The sequence below is a fragment of the Kitasatospora setae KM-6054 genome (genome assembly GCF_000269985.1).
GTDB classification, from domain to species: domain Bacteria; phylum Actinomycetota; class Actinomycetes; order Streptomycetales; family Streptomycetaceae; genus Kitasatospora; species Kitasatospora setae.
In genome coordinates, this window is record NC_016109.1 from 2,285,983 (window position 1) to 2,300,892 (window position 14,910).

Below are 14,910 nucleotides of genomic sequence, written 5' to 3' on the forward strand. Positions count from 1 at the left end.
TCAGTTGGTCCCCTCGGCGTCGTCGTAGAGGCCGAAGTACTCGGCGGCGGTGTGCATGTCCTTGTCCCCGCGGCCGGAGAGCGAGACCAGGATGGTCGCCTCCGGGCCGAGCTCGCGGCCGAGTTCGAGCGCGCCGGCCAGCGCGTGCGCGGACTCGATGGCCGGGATGATGCCCTCGGTGCGGGACAGCAGCCGCAGCGCCTCCATCGCCTGCGCGTCGGTCACCGGGCGGTACTCGGCCCGTCCGGTGTCCTTCAGCCAGGCGTGCTCCGGGCCGACGCCCGGGTAGTCCAGGCCGGCCGAGATCGAGTGCGACTCGATGGTCTGGCCGTCCTCGTCCTGCAGGACGTAGGTGCGCGAGCCGTGCAGCACGCCCGGGTCGCCCTTGGTCAGGGTGGCGGCGTGCTTGGGGGTCTCGGCGCCGTCGCCGGCCGCCTCGCAGCCGATCAGCCGGACGCCCGCGTCCGGGATGAACTCGTGGAAGATGCCCATCGCGTTGGAGCCGCCGCCGACGCAGGCGACCACCGCGTCCGGGAGCTTCCCGGTGCGGTCCAGCACCTGCTGGCGGGCCTCGACGCCGATCACCCGGTGCAGGTCGCGCACCATCATCGGGAACGGGTGCGGGCCGGCCACCGTGCCGAACAGGTAGTGGGTGGAGTCGACGTTGGCGACCCAGTCGCGGAACGCCTCGTTGATGGCGTCCTTCAGGGTGCGGCTGCCGGAGGTCACCGGGATCACCTCGGCGCCCAGCATCCGCATCCGGGCGACGTTCAGCGCCTGGCGCTTGGTGTCGACCTCGCCCATGTAGATGGTGCAGTCGAAGCCGAACAGCGCGCAGGCGGTGGCGGTGGCCACGCCGTGCTGGCCGGCGCCGGTCTCGGCGATGATCCGGGTCTTGCCCATCCGGCGGGTCAGCAGCGCCTGGCCCAGCACGTTGTTGATCTTGTGCGAGCCGGTGTGGTTGAGGTCCTCGCGCTTGAGCAGGACCCGCGCCCCGCCGGCCTCCGCGGAGAACCGGTGGACGTCGGTCAGCGGGCTCGGCCGACCGGTGTAGTCCTTGAGCAGGACGTCCAGTTCGGCGGCGAACGCCGGGTCGTTCTTGGCCTTCTCGTACTCCTCGGCGACCTGCTCGACGGCGGCGACCAGCGCCTCCGGGATGAAGCGGCCGCCGTAGGCGCCGAAGTAGCCGCGGGCGTCGGGCACCTGGGCGCCCGGGAGGTAGTGCTCGGACATGTTCCGTCCTCGGATGAAGGATTGACGGCGTGGAAGGGTGACGCGCGGCGGGAAGTCAGCCGCGGGCACCGCGCCATCGGCGTCCGGGAACCTGTCCGGGCTCGCAGCCGATCACGTACCGCACCCGCCGCCCCAGCGCCCGGCGCGCGGGCGCGCGGCAGCCGCGCGGGCGGCAACCGGGGGCGAGGCGGGTGGCGATCGACATGGCGGAGGTGTCAGCCCCGCCCGTTGTTGCGCAGCGCCGGGTGGGCGCCGGCCGCGACCAGGTCGGCGACCGCGGCCTTCGGGTCCCGGCCGGTGACCAGGGACTCGCCGACCAGCACCGCGTCGGCGCCCTGGTTGGCGTAGGTGATCAGGTCGTGCGGCCCGCGCACGCCCGACTCGGCGACCTTGACGATGTGCGCCGGGATGGCGTCCACCACGTTGCCGAAGGTGTTCCGGTCGACCTGGAGGGTCTTCAGGTCGCGGGCGTTGACGCCGATGATCCGGGCGCCGGCGTCCACCGCGCGGGCGATCTCCTCCTCGTCGTGCACCTCGACCAGCGGGGTCAGTCCGATCGACTCGGCCCGCTCGATCAGCGAGACCAGGGCCGGCTGGTCCAGCGCGGCGACGATCAGCAGCGCCAGGTCCGCGCCGTGCGCGCGGGCCTCCCACAGCTGGTAGGCGGTGACGATGAAGTCCTTGCGCAGGACCGGGGTGGGCACCGCGGCGCGCACCGCGTCCAGGTCGGCCAGCGAACCGCCGAAGCGGCGCTGCTCGGTGAGCACGCTGATCGCGGCGGCACCGCCGGCCGCGTAGTCGGCCGCCAGCGCGGCCGGGTCGGCGATCGCCGCCAACGCGCCCTTGGACGGGCTGGAGCGCTTGACCTCGCAGATCACCCGGACGCCGTCACCGCGCAGCGCGGCCACGCCGTCCTTCGCCTCGGGCGCCTTCGCGGCGAGCTCCTTGAGCTCGTCCAGGGAGACCCGGGCCTGCCGCTCGGCGAGGTCCTCCCGGACCCCGTCGATGATCTCGTCGAGCACAGTCACGCGTGCGCCCCCATCGTGTTTCGGCGGTGAGGCCGGGAACGTCGAACGAGCCCCCGGCAGTTCGATGGTATCGGGCCCGGGGGGCGCGTCGGGCATCACCCCGGCACGCGTCTCGAACGGCGGACCCCCCGCTGGACGCCGCGCGCGCCCCGGCGGGCGCCGGAGGGCGCGGAAGACACGGAGGGGGCGCGCGGAGGAGGTGCCGGGAGGAGCCGCCGGCAGGAGCCCCGCTCACACCGCCGGCGGGGCCAGTCCCGCCCCGACCGGGAGGTTGCGCAGCACCCCGAACAGCAGCACCAGCAGCACCAGCGCCCCCACCCGCCGGGCCGTCCAGCGCGGCCCCCGCACCGGCCGGCCGCGCACCGCCAGCACCGCCCAGCGCGCCCACAGCACCAGCAGCACCGCCGCCAGCACCGTCACCAGCAGGTTGTCGTGCGCCGCCGCCGCCACGTCCCCCCGGGTCAGCGCGTGCACGCCGCGCAACCCGCCGCACCCCGGGCACCACCAGCCGGTGGCCCGCAGCAGCGGGCAGACCGGGTAGTGACCGGGCCGGTTCGGATCCACCAGCGCCACGAACGCGGTCGGCAGCGCCACCGCCCCCAGCGCCGCCAGCGGACGCAGCAGCCGGCGCGCCGCCGGAGCCGCCACCGGGCGGGAGCGGGAGCGGGGACGGGAGCGGGGGCGGGGGTCGGGGGCGGCGGCGGGAGCGTTCACCCGGCCGATTCTGCTCCCGGCCCGCCGCCGGGCGGGTGCACCGCGCCCCGAAACGCCGGACGGCGGGCCGCCTGGCCCGCCGTCCGTCGCCCTGCCCGTGGCGGGGTCAGCCCGCGGCGACCGCGCTGCGCTCCTCGGCGGCGGCCGGGGCGAAGTTCTTGCTGGGCTGCTTGCCCATGCCCGCCATCGACATGGCCTTGCCGACCACGCCGCCGATCAGGACCACGGCGAGGCCCGCGATGACCAGCACGACGTTCGGGATGATCATCGCGACGCCGGACACGCAGAAGCCGACGAAAGCAATGACCACGCCGGTCCACGCGGCGGGGGTGTGGCCGTGCGCTGCTGCAGCCATCTTGTTGGTGCTCCTTGTTTCTACCGGGGCCCCGGTCGGGCGGTCCTGGGCGGCGCTCGACGGGTTGACCCCTCCATTGTGCCGGGCCGAACGCGGCAGCCCCAAGCCGGGGCGCCCGTGGTCCCGCCCACACTCAGCCGGTCGGGTCCTCGCCGCGGTCCAGCGCCTTCCACAGGTCGGCCGGGCTCTCCGCCCGGGCCGGCCCGGTCCGCGACGGCGCCTCGTACCGGGCCCCCATCGACGGCCAGCCCGCGCCGAACCGCGCCGTCAGCGCGCCCGCCGCCACCAGCAGCACCCCGCCCGCCAGCGCCACCCACGGCCAGACCGTACGGGTGATCTCCTCGGCCCGGCCGCTGCTCAGCCCGAGCTGCCCCGCCGCGAGCGCGTGCAGCCCGGCGGTGTCGGTGGAGCCGATCAGCGCCCCCGCGACCGCCCCCGCCCCCGCCAGCACCGTCAGCGCCCCCACCAGCACCCGCCACCGTCCGCGCACCGCGAACACCGCCACCGCCGCGGCCATCGCCACCAGCGCCGTCGCGGTCGGCAGCGCGGTCAGCTTCGCCCCGCTCGCCGTCACCGCGATCCGGCTCCCCCCGATGCCGGACACCACGCCCTCCGCCCAGGTCCGCCCCACCGCGGTCAGCACCAGGGCGGCGCCCAGCGCGGTCGACAGCAGCATCAGGCCCAGGGTGCCGCGCGAGGCCGACGCGCGGGGGGCGGCCGCGCCGGGGACGGGGGAAGCAGACGTCTCAGTCACCCCCCCAGTGTCCCCGACCTCACCCCGGGCCCGACCACCACCCCGCCGCCCCGGTCCGCCCGGCCGGCCCCCGCCGACGCCGCGCGCCCCGCCGGAGGCGATCCGGCGGGGCGTGCGGGCGGGCGGGCGTACGGGCGGGCGGGCGCCTCAGCGGAGCGTGTTCGCCGCGGCGACCGCGCGGAGCACCGCCGCCGCCTTGTTGCGGCACTCGGTGTCCTCCGCGTGCGGGTCGGAGTCGGCGACCACGCCGGCGCCCGCCTGGACGTACGCCGTCTCGTCGCGGATCACCGCCGTCCGGATGGCGATCGCCGTGTCGGAGTCGCCGGCGAAGTCCAGGTAGCCGACGCAGCCGCCGTACAGGCCGCGGCGGGTGGGTTCGAGCTCCTCGATGATCTGCATGGCGCGCGGCTTGGGCGCGCCGGAGAGGGTGCCGGCCGGGAAGCAGGCGGTGAGGACGTCGAGCGCGCTGCGCTCGGGGGCGACCCTGCCGGTGACGGTGGAGACGATGTGCATGACGTGGCTGTAGCGCTCGATGGTCATGAACTCGACCACCTCGACCGAGCCGGGTTCGCAGACCCGGCCGAGGTCGTTGCGGCCGAGGTCGACGAGCATCAGGTGCTCGGCCCGCTCCTTGGGGTCGGCGAGCAGCTCGGCGGCGAGCTCGGCGTCCTCGTGCGGGGTGGCGCCGCGGTGCCGGGTGCCGGCGATCGGGTGCAGCATGGCCTCGCCGCCGGCCACCTTGACCAGCGCCTCGGGGCTGGAGCCGACCACGTCGAAGCCGCCCTCGGCGCCGCCGTCCGGGCCGGGGAAGCGGAACAGGTACATGTACGGGCTGGGGTTGGTGGTGCGCAGGACGCGGTAGACGTCGAGCGCGGAGGCCGGGCAGGGCGCCTCGAAGCGCTGCGAGGGCACCACCTGGAACGCCTCGCCGGCCCGGATCCGCTCCTTCACCACCTCGACGGCCTTGCGGTACGGCTCGCCGCCGAACGGCGAGTGCGCGTCGACCGCGGTCGGGGTGTACGTGGCGAGGCCGGGGTCGACCGGGCGGCGCAGGTCGGCCTCCATCGCGTCGAGCCGGGCGACGGCGTCGGCGTGCGCCTCGTCGACGCCGGTGGCCAGGTCGTTGTGGTTGACCGCGTTGGCGATCAGCAGCACGGTGCCGTCGGCGTGGTCGAGGACGGCCAGGTCGGTGGCGAGCAGCAGGGTCAGCTCGGGCAGCTTCAGGTCGTCCGGGGTGAGGTTCGGGAGCTTCTCCAGCCGGCGGACCACGTCGTAGCCGAGGTAGCCGACCAGGCCGCCGGTGAGCGGCGGGAGGCCGTCGTCCGGGTGCCGGGGGGTGTGCAGGGCGGCCAGGGTGGCGCGCAGCACCTCCAGCGGGTCGCCGGCGGTGGGGATGCCGACGGGGGGTTCGCCGAGCCAGCGGGCGCCGCCGTCCGGGCCGACGGTCAGGACCGCGCCGGAGCGCACGCCGACGAAGGAGTACCGGGCCCAGCTGCGGCCCTGCTCGGCGGACTCCAGCAGGAAGGTGCCGGGCCGCTCGGCGGCGAGGCTGCGGTACACGCCGATCGGGGTGAGGCCGTCCGCCAGGAGCCGGCGGGTGACGGGGATGACCCGGGTGTCAGCGGCGAGCGAGCGGAAAGCCTCAAGTTCCATGGAACACCGTTCGAATGGGAGGGACGGGGCCGGTCGGGTGACAGGCTACTGGGCGAGCGGCAGCACGTCGGCGTCGAAGCAGGTCCGGTCGCCGGTGTGGCAGGCCGCGCCGACCTGGTCGACCTTGACCAGCAGGGTGTCGCCGTCGCAGTCCAGGGCGACCTGCCTGACGTGCTGGACGTGGCCGGAGGTGTCGCCCTTCACCCAGTACTCGGCGCGGCTGCGGCTCCAGTAGGTGCACCGGCCGGTGGTCAGGGTGCGGTGCAGCGCCTCGTCGTCCATCCAGCCGAGCATCAGCACCTCGCCGGTGTCGTACTGCTGGGCGACGGCGGGCAGCAGGCCGTCCGGGGTGCGCTTGAGACGGGCGGCGATCGCCGGGTCCAGTGCGGTGCTGCCGGGGGCGGCGGGAGTGGTCGACATGGCCCCATTCTCGCAGGCCCGGACCGGCCCCCGGCCAGGCCGCCGGACGCGGCCCGCACCGCCGGCCGAAATCACTTCCCCCACCCGGTAACCTGCTCTCCGCGGAATACCGAACTGCTTTGCCACAGGGGGGATTTGTCGAATGAGCGGATACCAGCAGCAGCCTTTTCCGGCGGTCGCGTACGGGGATTACCGGCTCCAGCGAACCGCAGGTGAGCACCTGTATCCGGGCGAGCCGATGTTCGGCACCTGGGCGGTCGAATTGGACCGCCTCCTGCCGCTCTGGTGGGACCGCGACACCGTTCGCGCGGCCGGTTTCGCTCCTCTCGTCTGGGCGATGAACTTCTTCAAGTCGCTCTGGCGCGGACTCTGGCTGTACTTCCTGCCGCGCTGGGCCGTCGACCTCTTCGGACCGAGCCGGTACGGGCGCCGCCCGTACGGCCTGTCGCTGACCCGGCGGGCCTACCGGGCGCTGCGCCGCCCGCTGCACGGCGGCTCCTGGCACGGCCCGGCGGGCTCCACCGCCTGGCTGTTCTGGCGGGCCGTCCGGACCACCGCCGGCGAGAAGCTGAAGGCCGACCACGACCTGTTCACCCTGCTGGTCAGCGACCGCCGACTGCTGGTGCTCAGCCGCTGGACGGCGGGCCAGTCCGACGACCACTACCGGGCCACCCCGCTGATCGAACTGCCGGTCGGCAGCTGGTGGCTGCGCCCGGACACCCCGAACGACGTCTGGGCGCACCGGCAGGACCTGCTGTTCGCGGACGGCTCCTGGCTGGCGCTGGCCTTCGAGAACGAGGCCGACCTGCACGCCTTCCGCGCGGTGGCCGGCGGCCGCTGAGCCGCCGGGCGGGCCCCGCCGTCGCGGTGGGGCCCGCTGCCGGTCGGCCCGCCGGTCGGCCCGCCGGTCGGCCCGCCGGTCAGCCCGCCGGTCAGCCGAACGCGGTCTGGATCCGCGAGCGGTCCACCCGGTAGGGGTCCGGCTGCTGCCGCAGCCCGAGGTCGTTCAGCAGCTCCTGCTCGACCGCGTCCTGGTTGGTGTCGCTCTTCCACGCCTCCTGCGCGACGCCCAGCGAGGACTTCCCCGCCGCCTTCAGGTTGCCCTTCAGGGTGCCGTCGCCGCGCTGCACGCCCTCGCGGTCCTCCTCGTCGATGCCGAGCGCGCCCTTGAGCTGGTCCTCGCCCCAGTCGCCGACCTTCTCGGTGACCTTCTCGTCGATCTTCTGCGCGATCCTGGCGGCCTTGCTCTCGCCCTCCTCCAGCGCGCGGAGGTCCTTGAACGCGGTCTCGACCTTCCGCATCTTGGACATCACCTCGCCGAGGTCCTTGAGCTTCCGGGTCGCCTTGACCGCCCGGCCCATCTCCTGGAGCGCCTTCAACAGCTCCTCCAGCGCCTTCGCCAGCTTGGTGGACACCTGCGCCACCCGGCCCACGAAGACGGTGATCTCGGCCTCGTCGATCAGCGCGCCGACCAGCGCGGCGGCGCCGAAGGTGACCACCGCGAGCACCGCCTCGGCGGCCAGCGAGACGATCAGCGCCTCGATCGCCTCGGTGATGATCTCGATCACCATGCCCTCGGCCATCGCGCACTCCTGCGCCGCCGAGTTGATGATCTGCGCGGTCTGCGCCATCTCCTCGGCGGTCTGGTCGAGCGCCTCCGCGACCTCGCCCATGTGCCCGCCGAACGCGTCGCTGGCCGACCCCGCCCACTCGCCCGCCAGCGGCAGCGCGCCCGCGCGCACCTCCGCCGCGACCGAGCGGACCGCGGCCGCCTGGGCCTGCCAGGCGGCGGTGGCGGCGTTCAGCTCCGCCAGGTTGCCGGTGACCTTCTCCAGCATCCCCAGCAGGCCGGACTCCTCCAGCGCCCACTCGACCGCCTCGTCCAGCGCCCCGCTCAACCCGCCCCGCGAGGCGTGCCGCGCCTCCGGCAGCGCCTCCATCGACTGCTGGATCCGCGCCCTGGCCCAGGCGTACGCGTCGCTCCGCCCGCCCGGCGCGCCGGCCCCCGGCATCGACCCGTACGCGGGCATCGTGCTCGCCCCGCCCGGGCCGCGGCCCGGCACCATCGCGGGCATCGTGCTGACGTCCTCGCGGGACAGCCCCTCCTGCCCGACCCGGCCCGCGACCTCGCCGACGGCCGCGCCGATGCCGGTGAACATGCCGTTCCCCTCGGCCGAGCCCGCCGGACCGCCGCCGGACGGCACCAGGCCCCCGAAGAAGCCGTCGCCCACCCCCGCGCCACCGGGCCGCAGCAGCCCGCCGAAGAAGTCGCCGCCCTCGGCGGAGCCCTCGCCGCCCTCGCCGCCCTCGCCGCCGCCCGGCTCCTCCGAGCCCCCCGAGGGGCCGAAGACCTGCTCGCCGGCCCACTCCCCGGCCCGGCTGCCGAGGCTGCCGGCCGCGCTGCTCGCGGCGTTGCCCGCCGCGTCCCTGAGCATCCCGCCGAACCAGGACTGCCGCGGGTCGGCCGCCGCCCCGTCCGCGCCGTCGCCCGCGCCGCCAGTGGCGGCCGGCCGGGTCTCGCCCGTGCCCTGCCCGCCGGGGCGGATCCGGGTCGGGTCGCCCACCGAGGGCGTCCGGCCGTCGTGCCCGGCCGCCGGCTGCGGGCCCGGCTGCGCGGTGGGCCGCGGCGGCGGCGCGGTGGTGACGCCGCGCGACGGGTTGGTGCCGACCGCCCGCGGGTCCCCCACCCGGGGCGGCGGGTCGTCCCGCCGGTGGGAGGTCGAGCCGCCCGAGCCGCCCGAGCCCTTCGACGAGCCCTTGGAGGAGCTCTTGCCCCCGCTCATCGTCCACCGCCCATGGTGCCCGCCAGGTAGTCCTCGTGGTCCGTGTAGTTCCGTGAGACCCCGGACAGCCCGTGCGCGCTGCCGTTCACCGCGCTGCCGATCACCCCGACGTTCTCGCGGCTGGCCCCGGCGTGCTCCTGGTACGCCGCGGCCAGGTGCTGGGCGTTCGGCAGGTGCCCGAAGGCGTCCGACGAGATGGTGATCGCGGCGGTCGCGGCGGCGATCCGCTCCAACTGCTCGGCCTGCTCGGCCAGCAGCGACGAGTACCGTTCGAGCGCGCCCGGCTCGACCTGAAATCCGCTGTCCCCCATGACAGTTGCCTTTCTCTGGCATCCCTCTGACAGGCGGGTCATCCTACTGATCAGCATGCAAAGGACAGGCAAACCGACGGCCGGACCAGGAGCCCGGACCAGGAGCGCCGGACCGGCCGGAGCCGGCGGGAACCCGAAAGCACTGACGCGGCCGCCGCCCTGCCCCCAGAATGGCCTGGGATCCAAGGGGGTTGGGATGAGCGGACGACAGAAGGCTTTCCTCGCGGGCGTGCTGGCCGCACTCGCCGTCGCGGCGGCGGTCCTGCTCTGGCCCGCCCCGAAGCACCCGGCCGCCGCACCCCCGCCGCCCAGCCCCTCCCCCAGCCCGACCCCGAACCCCAGCCCGTCGAAGACGTACCCGTACCCGTTCTACCCGCCGGGGACGTGCCTGGTGGTGCCGTGGCTCAGCGACGTCAGGACGACCGCGGTGGTGCCCTGTGACCAGCCGCACGACTCGGAGACGATCTCCGTCGGGGTGCTGCCGGACGGGCTGACCACCGACGGCAAGATCATCCAGGCCGCCCTGGCGCTCTGCAAGGACCAGTACACCGCGGTCGAACAGCGGCAGGGCGGGACGACGCCGTACTACAACAGCCCGCTCGCCCTCGGCGCGCAGTACTACCAGCAGGGCTTCCGGGACATCAGCTGCGCGGTGACCGTCAGCAACCAGCACGACAACCGCAAGCTGACCGCCCCGCTCCGCTGACGCACCGTCACCCGCCGCCCCGATCCCGCGCTGACGCCCCGTAGGCTGGCTCCATGGTGAGTCTTGCGCAGGGCGAACGCGCCCGGTTGAGTCGGTTGTTGGCGGCGGCGGGCCCGGAGGGGCCGACGTTGTGCGAGGGGTGGGCCGCGCGGGATCTGGCGGCGCACCTGGTGGTGCGGGAGGGGCGGCCGGACGCGGCGGCGGGGATCCGGGTCGGGGCGCTGGCCGGGTGGACGGAGCGGGTGCAGGGGCGGGTCGCGGCGCGCGGGTTCGAGGCGCTGGTGAAGTCGTTCCGGTCGGGGCCGCCGGCCTTCTCGCCGTTCAACCTGCCGGGGGTGGACGGGGCGGCGAACCTGGTGGAGTTCTTCGTGCACGCCGAGGACGTCCGCCGCGCGGTCCCGTTCGAGCCGGAGCCGCTCGCGCCGGAGCTGGCGGAGGCGCTGTGGAAGCGGCTGCCGGCGGTGGCCAGGTTCGGTGACGCGCGGTCGCCGGTCGAGCTGCGCCTGGTGCACCCGGACGGCCGGGAGGCGACGGTGCGACGGAAGGGCGCGCCGCTGGTGACGGTGCGCGGGGAGCCGGGCGAGCTGGTGCTGTTCCTGTACGGGCGGGGCGCCCGGGCCGAGGTGGTCGCGGAGGGCGCGCCGGAGGCGGTGGAGACGCTGGCGCACGTGCTGCCGCTGCCCGGGGCGGGGACGGCGGCCTGACGGGCGCGTCGGTCCGTTTCGTCCCGCCGGTGTGCCAGCCTGGCCCGGTCAGGCACCTCTCCCCCTCCCTTCAGGAGCGCACACCATGGTGAGCAGCGACTTCCGGCCGGGTTCGCCGAACTGGATCGGCCTCGGCAGCCCGGACCTCGCCGAGTCCGAGCTGTTCTACGGCTCGGTGTTCGGCTGGACGCTGGATCCGGCCGGCCCGTCCGGCTACCGCTTCTTCCGCAGCGGCGGCCGGACGGTGGCGGGCGTCGGCCCGCTGACCGAGGCGGAGGCGCTGCCCGCCTGGACGGTGTACTTCGCCGCGGCGGACGCGGCGGACGTCGCGGCGGAGGCGGAACGGGCCGGCGGCACCGTCCGGGTCGCGCCGACCGAGGTGCCGGGGCAGGGCCGGTTCGCGCAGCTGACCGATCCGGTGGGCGGCCGGTTCGCGGTCTGGCAGGGCGGCGGGACGGCCGGGCTGGAGGCGGTGGGCGGGCGGGGCGCGCTGTGCTGGGTGGAGCTGCGCTCCTCGGACGTGCCGGGGTCGCTGCGGTTCTACCGGGGGCTGTTCGGCTGGCGGACCAGGGAGTCGGACGTCCCGGGGGTGGAGTACACGGTGCTGCGCCCGGCCGGCGGCGAGGAGGAGTTCGGCGGCGTCGCGGGCGTGCACCCGCGGGTGGACGTGGGCTGGCTGGTGCACTTCGCGGTGGCGGACGCGCTGCTGGCCACCGACGAGGTGCGGCGGCTGGGCGGGAGCGTGCTGGTGCCGCCGGAGCCGGTGCCGTCGGTGGGCCGGATCGCGGTGCTGGCGGACCCGTTCGGCGCCCAGTTCGCGCTGCTGGAGCCGGAACCCCGCCGGTAGCGCACCCGCGGGGTTCCGGGGCGGCCGTCAGCGGACGGGGTGCCCGGTGGTCCGGAGCTCGTCCTTGACCTGGCCGATGGTCAGGTCGCCGAAGTGGAAGACGCTGGCGGCCAGCACGGCGTCGGCGCCGGCGTCGACCGCGGGGGCGAAGTCGGCGAGCTTGCCGGCGCCGCCGGAGGCGATCACCGGGATGCTGACGGCCTTCCGGGCGGCCCGGATCATCTCCAGGTCGTAGCCGTCCTTGGTGCCGTCGGCGTCCATCGAGTTGAGCAGGATCTCGCCGGCGCCGAGTTCGGCGGCGCGCACCGCCCACTCGATGGCGTCCAGGCCGGTGCCGCGGCGGCCGCCGTGGGTGGTGACCTCGAAGCCGGAGGCGGTCTCGGTGCCCTCGGGGCAGCGCCGGGCGTCGACCGAGAGGACGAGCACCTGGCGGCCGAAGCGCTTGGCGATCTCGGCGATCAGCTCGGGCCGGGCGATCGCGGCGGTGTTGACGCCGACCTTGTCGGCGCCGGCCCGCAGCAGCTTGTCGACGTCCTCGACGGCGCGGACGCCGCCGCCGACGGTGAGCGGGATGAAGACCTGCTCGGCGGTGCGGCGGACCACGTCGTAGGTGGTCTCCCGGGAGCCGGAGGACGCGGTGATGTCGAGGAAGGTCAACTCGTCGGCGCCCTGGGCGTCGTAGAGCTTGGCGAGCTCGACCGGGTCGCCGGCGTCGCGCAGGTTCTGGAAGTTGACGCCCTTGACGACGCGTCCGGCGTCCACGTCCAGGCAGGGGATGACGCGTACTGCGAGTGTCACGGCTGGGTGCCTTCCGAAGTGCGGGCCGAGGTACCGTCCGACGCGCCCTCCAGGGTGCGGGCCAGGCCGGGCCGGTGGGCCTCGACCTCGACCTCGACCATCATCCGGGAGTCGGTCAGGCCCTGGACGACCACCATGGTGGTGACCGGGCGGACGGCGTCGAAGAGTTCCTTGTGGGCGCGGCCGACCTCGTCGCAGTCCCGGACGTGGGTGAGGTACATCCGGGTGCGGACCACGTCGGCGGCGGTGAGTCCGTGGCGGTCGAGCGCGCGGAGGGCCGTCGCGAAGGCGGCCAGCGTCTGCTCGTACGGGTCGCCCTCGACGACGGCGTCGACGTCGTCGTAGGCGGTGCAGCCCGCGACCAGGACGAAGTCCCCGGCCACCACCGCCCGGGAGAATCCGTACTGGTCCTCGTAGGGGGACCGGTCGGACGGGCGGGCGGCGGTGGTCGGGGTCTCGTCGGTCATCGGGACACAGCCTCCAGGGCCTCTTCGAGGGTGAACTTCTGCTCGTAGAGGGCCTTGCCGACGATCGAGCCCTCGACGCCCTCCGGCACCAGGGTGGCGATGGCGCGCAGGTCGTCGAGGGACGACACGCCGCCGGAGGCGACGACGGGCTTGTCGGTGGCGGCGCAGACGTCGCGCAGCAGCTGGAGGTTGGGGCCGGTCAGGGTGCCGTCGCGGTTGACGTCGGTGACCACGTAGCGGGCGCAGCCCTCGGAGTCGAGGCGGGCCAGCACGTCGTAGAGCTGGCCGCCGTCGCGGGTCCAGCCGCGGCCGCGCAGGGTGGTGCCGACCACGTCGAGGCCGACGGCGATCTTGTCGCCGTGCTCGGCGATGACCTTGGCGACCCACTCGGGGGTCTCCAGGGCGGCGGTGCCGAGGTTGACCCGGGTGCAGCCGGTGGCGAGGGCGGCGGCGAGCGACTCGTCGTCGCGGATGCCGCCGGACAGCTCGACCTTGATGTCGAGGCGGCCGGTGACCTCGCGGAGCAGGTCGCGGTTGCTGCCGGTGCCGAAGGCGGCGTCGAGGTCGACCAGGTGCAGCCACTCGGCGCCGGCGTTCTGCCAGGCGAGGGCGGCGGCGAGCGGCTCGCCGAAGGAGGTCTCGGTGCCGGAGGCGCCCTTGACCAGGCGGACCGCCTGGCCGTCGCGGACGTCGACGGCGGGCAGCAGTTCGAGGCGGTTGGTCATGGTGTGGAGGACTCTTCCGTGCTCAGAGGGTGTCGACCCAGTTGGTCAGCAGGGCGGCGCCGGCGTCGCCGGACTTCTCGGGGTGGAACTGGGTGGCCCAGAGCGGGCCGTTCTCCACGGCGGCGACGAACGGCTGTCCGTGGGTGGCCCAGACCACCTTGGGGGCGCGGATCTTCTCGGAGTGGCTCTCCAGCACCCAGTGCCGGACCCCGTAGGAGTGGACGAAGTAGAACCGGGTGTCGGCGTCCATCCCGGCGAACATCCGGGTGCCCTCGGGGGCGTCGACGGTGTTCCAGCCCATGTGCGGGACGATCGGGGCGTCCAGCGGCTCGACCGTGCCGGGCCACTCGTCGCAGCCGGCGGTCTCGACGCCGTGCTCGACGCCCTTCTCGAACAGGATCTGCATGCCGACGCAGATGCCGAGCACCGGCCGGCCGCCGGCCAGTCGGCGGCCGATGATCTGCTCGCCGCGGACCGCCTTCAGGCCGCGCATGCAGGCTTCGAACGCGCCGACGCCGGGCACCAGCAGCCCGTCGGCGTCCAGCGCCCGCTGGAAGTCCGAGGTGACGGTGACGGTGGCACCGGTGCGTTCGACGGCGCGCTGGGCGGAGCGCAGGTTGCCGGAGCCGTAGTCCAGCACCACGACGTTCTTGGACATCTGTGGGTCTCCTAGAGGCGCATGACGCCGGTGGCCAGGCACATGGCCGAGGCGATACCGAGGACGAGGACGACGCCCTTGGGCAGCTTCTGCTTCCAGAACGACCAGACGCCGCCCGCGAAGAAGAGCCCGAGGACGATGAACAGCGTGGCCATTACAGCGCGCCCTTGGTCGACGGCAGGATGCCCTCGGCGCGCAGGTCGCGCTCGGAGGCGTAGCGCAGCGCCCGGGCGAGGGCCTTGAACTGGCACTCGACGATGTGGTGGGCGTTGCGGCCGTACGGCACGTGCACGTGCAGGGCGATCTGCGCCTGGGCCACGAAGGACTCCAGGATGTGCCGGGTCATCGTGGTGTCGTACGCGCCGATCATCGGGGCGATGTTCTCGGGCTCGGTGTGCACCAGGTAGGGGCGGCCGGAGAGGTCGACGGTGACCTGGGCGAGCGACTCGTCCAGCGGCACGGTGCAGTTGCCGAACCGGTAGATGCCGACCTTGTCGCCGAGCGCCTGCCGGAAGGCGGCGCCGAGCGCGAGGGCGGTGTCCTCGATGGTGTGGTGGGTGTCGATGTGCAGGTCGCCCTCGGTCTTGACGGTGAGGTCGAAGAGGCCGTGGCGGCCGAGCTGGTCGAGCATGTGGTCGTAGAACCCGACGCCCGTGGAGACGTCCGTCTTGCCGGTTCCGTCGAGGTCGATCTCGACCAGGACGGAGGTCTCCTTGGTGGTGCGTTCGACGCGGCCGATGCGGGACATGCGGGT

20 protein-coding genes are annotated in these 14,910 nt (G+C 74.6%); 4 read left to right on the forward strand and 16 right to left on the reverse strand.

Annotation, left to right across the window (positions count from 1 at the left end; translation table 11 throughout):
• The 8 genes from trpB to hisI form a co-directional block, all read right to left on the reverse strand.
• The gene (trpB, locus tag KSE_RS10075; protein WP_014135191.1) at positions 1-1,233 is read right to left on the reverse strand and encodes a tryptophan synthase subunit beta; all 1,233 of its coding nucleotides are present in this window, start codon (positions 1,231-1,233) and stop codon (positions 1-3) included.
• A 55-nt stretch (positions 1,234-1,288) separates the two neighbouring features.
• Positions 1,289-1,438, reverse strand: a complete 150-nt coding sequence (trpM, locus tag KSE_RS46315; protein WP_407927439.1) for a tryptophan biosynthesis modulator TrpM — start codon at positions 1,436-1,438, stop codon at positions 1,289-1,291.
• Between the two features lie 10 nt (positions 1,439-1,448).
• On the reverse strand, positions 1,449-2,261 hold the full coding sequence (trpC, locus tag KSE_RS10080; protein ID WP_033258178.1) for an indole-3-glycerol phosphate synthase TrpC: 813 nt from the start codon (positions 2,259-2,261) through the stop codon (positions 1,449-1,451).
• A 231-nt stretch (positions 2,262-2,492) separates the two neighbouring features.
• Positions 2,493-2,975 carry a DUF2752 domain-containing protein gene (locus KSE_RS10085; RefSeq protein WP_014135193.1) on the reverse strand — a complete coding sequence of 161 codons (483 nt, stop codon included), beginning with the start codon at positions 2,973-2,975 and terminating at the stop codon, positions 2,493-2,495.
• Positions 2,976-3,081: 106 nt separating this feature from the next.
• Positions 3,082-3,330, reverse strand: coding sequence for an HGxxPAAW family protein (locus KSE_RS10090; protein WP_014135194.1), 249 nt, complete (start codon positions 3,328-3,330; stop codon positions 3,082-3,084).
• Positions 3,331-3,463: 133 nt separating this feature from the next.
• Positions 3,464-4,084 (reverse strand): TIGR02234 family membrane protein, encoded by a 621-nt coding sequence (locus KSE_RS10095; protein WP_014135195.1) that lies wholly within the window; start codon positions 4,082-4,084, stop codon positions 3,464-3,466.
• 147 nt (positions 4,085-4,231) lie between these two features.
• Complete coding sequence (locus tag KSE_RS10100) at positions 4,232-5,737, reverse strand: anthranilate synthase component I (RefSeq protein ID WP_014135196.1); 1,506 nt, start codon at positions 5,735-5,737, stop codon at positions 4,232-4,234.
• A gap of 45 nt (positions 5,738-5,782) precedes the next feature.
• Positions 5,783-6,157: a phosphoribosyl-AMP cyclohydrolase gene (gene hisI, locus KSE_RS10105; protein WP_014135197.1), complete on the reverse strand. Its 375-nt coding sequence runs from the start codon at positions 6,155-6,157 to the stop codon at positions 5,783-5,785.
• A gap of 142 nt (positions 6,158-6,299) precedes the next feature.
• On the opposite strand from hisI, the gene KSE_RS10110 reads away from it, so the two are divergent.
• A complete protein-coding gene (locus KSE_RS10110; RefSeq protein ID WP_148283081.1) occupies positions 6,300-6,998 on the forward strand; it encodes a hypothetical protein in 699 nt (232 codons plus the stop codon).
• Between the two features lie 91 nt (positions 6,999-7,089).
• Here KSE_RS10110 and KSE_RS10115 read toward each other — a convergent pair whose 3' ends face one another.
• Together KSE_RS10115 and KSE_RS10120 are read right to left on the reverse strand one after the other, a co-directional pair.
• Complete coding sequence (locus KSE_RS10115) at positions 7,090-8,940, reverse strand: WXG100 family type VII secretion target (protein ID WP_014135199.1); 1,851 nt, start codon at positions 8,938-8,940, stop codon at positions 7,090-7,092.
• Entirely contained in the window at positions 8,937-9,251 is a 315-nt protein-coding gene (locus KSE_RS10120; RefSeq protein ID WP_014135200.1) for a hypothetical protein, read from the reverse strand. Before KSE_RS10120 ends, KSE_RS10115 begins: the two co-directional genes overlap by 4 nt.
• Before the next feature lie 196 nt (positions 9,252-9,447).
• Here KSE_RS10120 and KSE_RS10125 point away from each other — a divergent pair, with 196 nt between their 5' ends.
• The 3 genes from KSE_RS10125 to KSE_RS10135 all read left to right on the forward strand — a co-directional run bounded on the left by KSE_RS10125 (position 9,448) and on the right by KSE_RS10135 (position 11,508).
• Entirely contained in the window at positions 9,448-9,957 is a 510-nt protein-coding gene (locus KSE_RS10125) for a hypothetical protein (RefSeq protein ID WP_148283082.1), read from the forward strand.
• 53 nt (positions 9,958-10,010) lie between these two features.
• Entirely contained in the window at positions 10,011-10,661 is a 651-nt protein-coding gene (locus tag KSE_RS10130) for a TIGR03085 family metal-binding protein (RefSeq protein WP_014135202.1), read from the forward strand.
• Between the two features lie 85 nt (positions 10,662-10,746).
• The gene (locus tag KSE_RS10135; protein WP_014135203.1) at positions 10,747-11,508 is read left to right on the forward strand and encodes a VOC family protein; all 762 of its coding nucleotides are present in this window, start codon (positions 10,747-10,749) and stop codon (positions 11,506-11,508) included.
• A 27-nt stretch (positions 11,509-11,535) separates the two neighbouring features.
• Here the strand turns inward: KSE_RS10135 and hisF are convergent, their stop codons facing one another.
• Genes hisF through hisB form a run of 6 tightly spaced genes read right to left on the reverse strand, consistent with a single transcriptional unit; the run spans position 11,536 to position 14,904 of the window.
• Positions 11,536-12,306: an imidazole glycerol phosphate synthase subunit HisF gene (gene hisF / locus KSE_RS10140; protein WP_014135204.1), complete on the reverse strand. Its 771-nt coding sequence runs from the start codon at positions 12,304-12,306 to the stop codon at positions 11,536-11,538.
• The gene (locus KSE_RS10145) at positions 12,303-12,773 is read right to left on the reverse strand and encodes a RidA family protein (RefSeq protein WP_014135205.1); all 471 of its coding nucleotides are present in this window, start codon (positions 12,771-12,773) and stop codon (positions 12,303-12,305) included. Before KSE_RS10145 ends, hisF begins: the two co-directional genes overlap by 4 nt.
• A complete protein-coding gene (gene priA, locus KSE_RS10150; protein ID WP_014135206.1) occupies positions 12,770-13,498 on the reverse strand; it encodes a bifunctional 1-(5-phosphoribosyl)-5-((5-phosphoribosylamino)methylideneamino)imidazole-4-carboxamide isomerase/phosphoribosylanthranilate isomerase PriA in 729 nt (242 codons plus the stop codon). The genes KSE_RS10145 and priA overlap by 4 nt, the downstream gene beginning before the upstream one ends.
• A 22-nt stretch (positions 13,499-13,520) precedes the next feature.
• A complete protein-coding gene (gene hisH, locus KSE_RS10155; RefSeq protein WP_014135207.1) occupies positions 13,521-14,156 on the reverse strand; it encodes an imidazole glycerol phosphate synthase subunit HisH in 636 nt (211 codons plus the stop codon).
• Positions 14,157-14,167: 11 nt separating this feature from the next.
• Entirely contained in the window at positions 14,168-14,311 is a 144-nt protein-coding gene (locus KSE_RS43795; protein ID WP_014135208.1) for a hypothetical protein, read from the reverse strand.
• Positions 14,311-14,904, reverse strand: a complete 594-nt coding sequence (gene hisB / locus KSE_RS10165) for an imidazoleglycerol-phosphate dehydratase HisB (RefSeq protein WP_014135209.1) — start codon at positions 14,902-14,904, stop codon at positions 14,311-14,313. The genes KSE_RS43795 and hisB overlap by 1 nt, the downstream gene beginning before the upstream one ends.
• Between the last annotated feature and the right edge of the window lie 6 nt (positions 14,905-14,910).

What these genes read in the sequence shown, in the direction of transcription:
- trpB (WP_014135191.1), bottom strand. Translation starts at nt 1,233, where the DNA reads ATGTCCGAGCACTACCTCCCGGGCGCCCAGGTGCCCGACGCCCGCGGC.
- trpM (WP_407927439.1), bottom strand. Translation starts at nt 1,438, where the DNA reads ATGTCGATCGCCACCCGCCTCGCCCCCGGTTGCCGCCCGCGCGGCTGC.
- KSE_RS10090 (WP_014135194.1), bottom strand. Translation starts at nt 3,330, where the DNA reads ATGGCTGCAGCAGCGCACGGCCACACCCCCGCCGCGTGGACCGGCGTG.
- KSE_RS10100 (WP_014135196.1), bottom strand. Translation starts at nt 5,737, where the DNA reads ATGGAACTTGAGGCTTTCCGCTCGCTCGCCGCTGACACCCGGGTCATC.
- hisI (WP_014135197.1), bottom strand. Translation starts at nt 6,157, where the DNA reads ATGTCGACCACTCCCGCCGCCCCCGGCAGCACCGCACTGGACCCGGCG.
- KSE_RS10110 (WP_148283081.1), top strand. Translation starts at nt 6,300, where the DNA reads ATGAGCGGATACCAGCAGCAGCCTTTTCCGGCGGTCGCGTACGGGGAT.
- KSE_RS10115 (WP_014135199.1), bottom strand. Translation starts at nt 8,940, where the DNA reads ATGAGCGGGGGCAAGAGCTCCTCCAAGGGCTCGTCGAAGGGCTCGGGC.
- KSE_RS10120 (WP_014135200.1), bottom strand. Translation starts at nt 9,251, where the DNA reads ATGGGGGACAGCGGATTTCAGGTCGAGCCGGGCGCGCTCGAACGGTAC.
- KSE_RS10125 (WP_148283082.1), top strand. Translation starts at nt 9,448, where the DNA reads ATGAGCGGACGACAGAAGGCTTTCCTCGCGGGCGTGCTGGCCGCACTC.
- KSE_RS10130 (WP_014135202.1), top strand. Translation starts at nt 10,011, where the DNA reads ATGGTGAGTCTTGCGCAGGGCGAACGCGCCCGGTTGAGTCGGTTGTTG.
- KSE_RS10135 (WP_014135203.1), top strand. Translation starts at nt 10,747, where the DNA reads ATGGTGAGCAGCGACTTCCGGCCGGGTTCGCCGAACTGGATCGGCCTC.
- KSE_RS10145 (WP_014135205.1), bottom strand. Translation starts at nt 12,773, where the DNA reads ATGACCGACGAGACCCCGACCACCGCCGCCCGCCCGTCCGACCGGTCC.
- priA (WP_014135206.1), bottom strand. Translation starts at nt 13,498, where the DNA reads ATGACCAACCGCCTCGAACTGCTGCCCGCCGTCGACGTCCGCGACGGC.
- hisH (WP_014135207.1), bottom strand. Translation starts at nt 14,156, where the DNA reads ATGTCCAAGAACGTCGTGGTGCTGGACTACGGCTCCGGCAACCTGCGC.
- KSE_RS43795 (WP_014135208.1), bottom strand. Translation starts at nt 14,311, where the DNA reads ATGGCCACGCTGTTCATCGTCCTCGGGCTCTTCTTCGCGGGCGGCGTC.
- hisB (WP_014135209.1), bottom strand. Translation starts at nt 14,904, where the DNA reads ATGTCCCGCATCGGCCGCGTCGAACGCACCACCAAGGAGACCTCCGTC.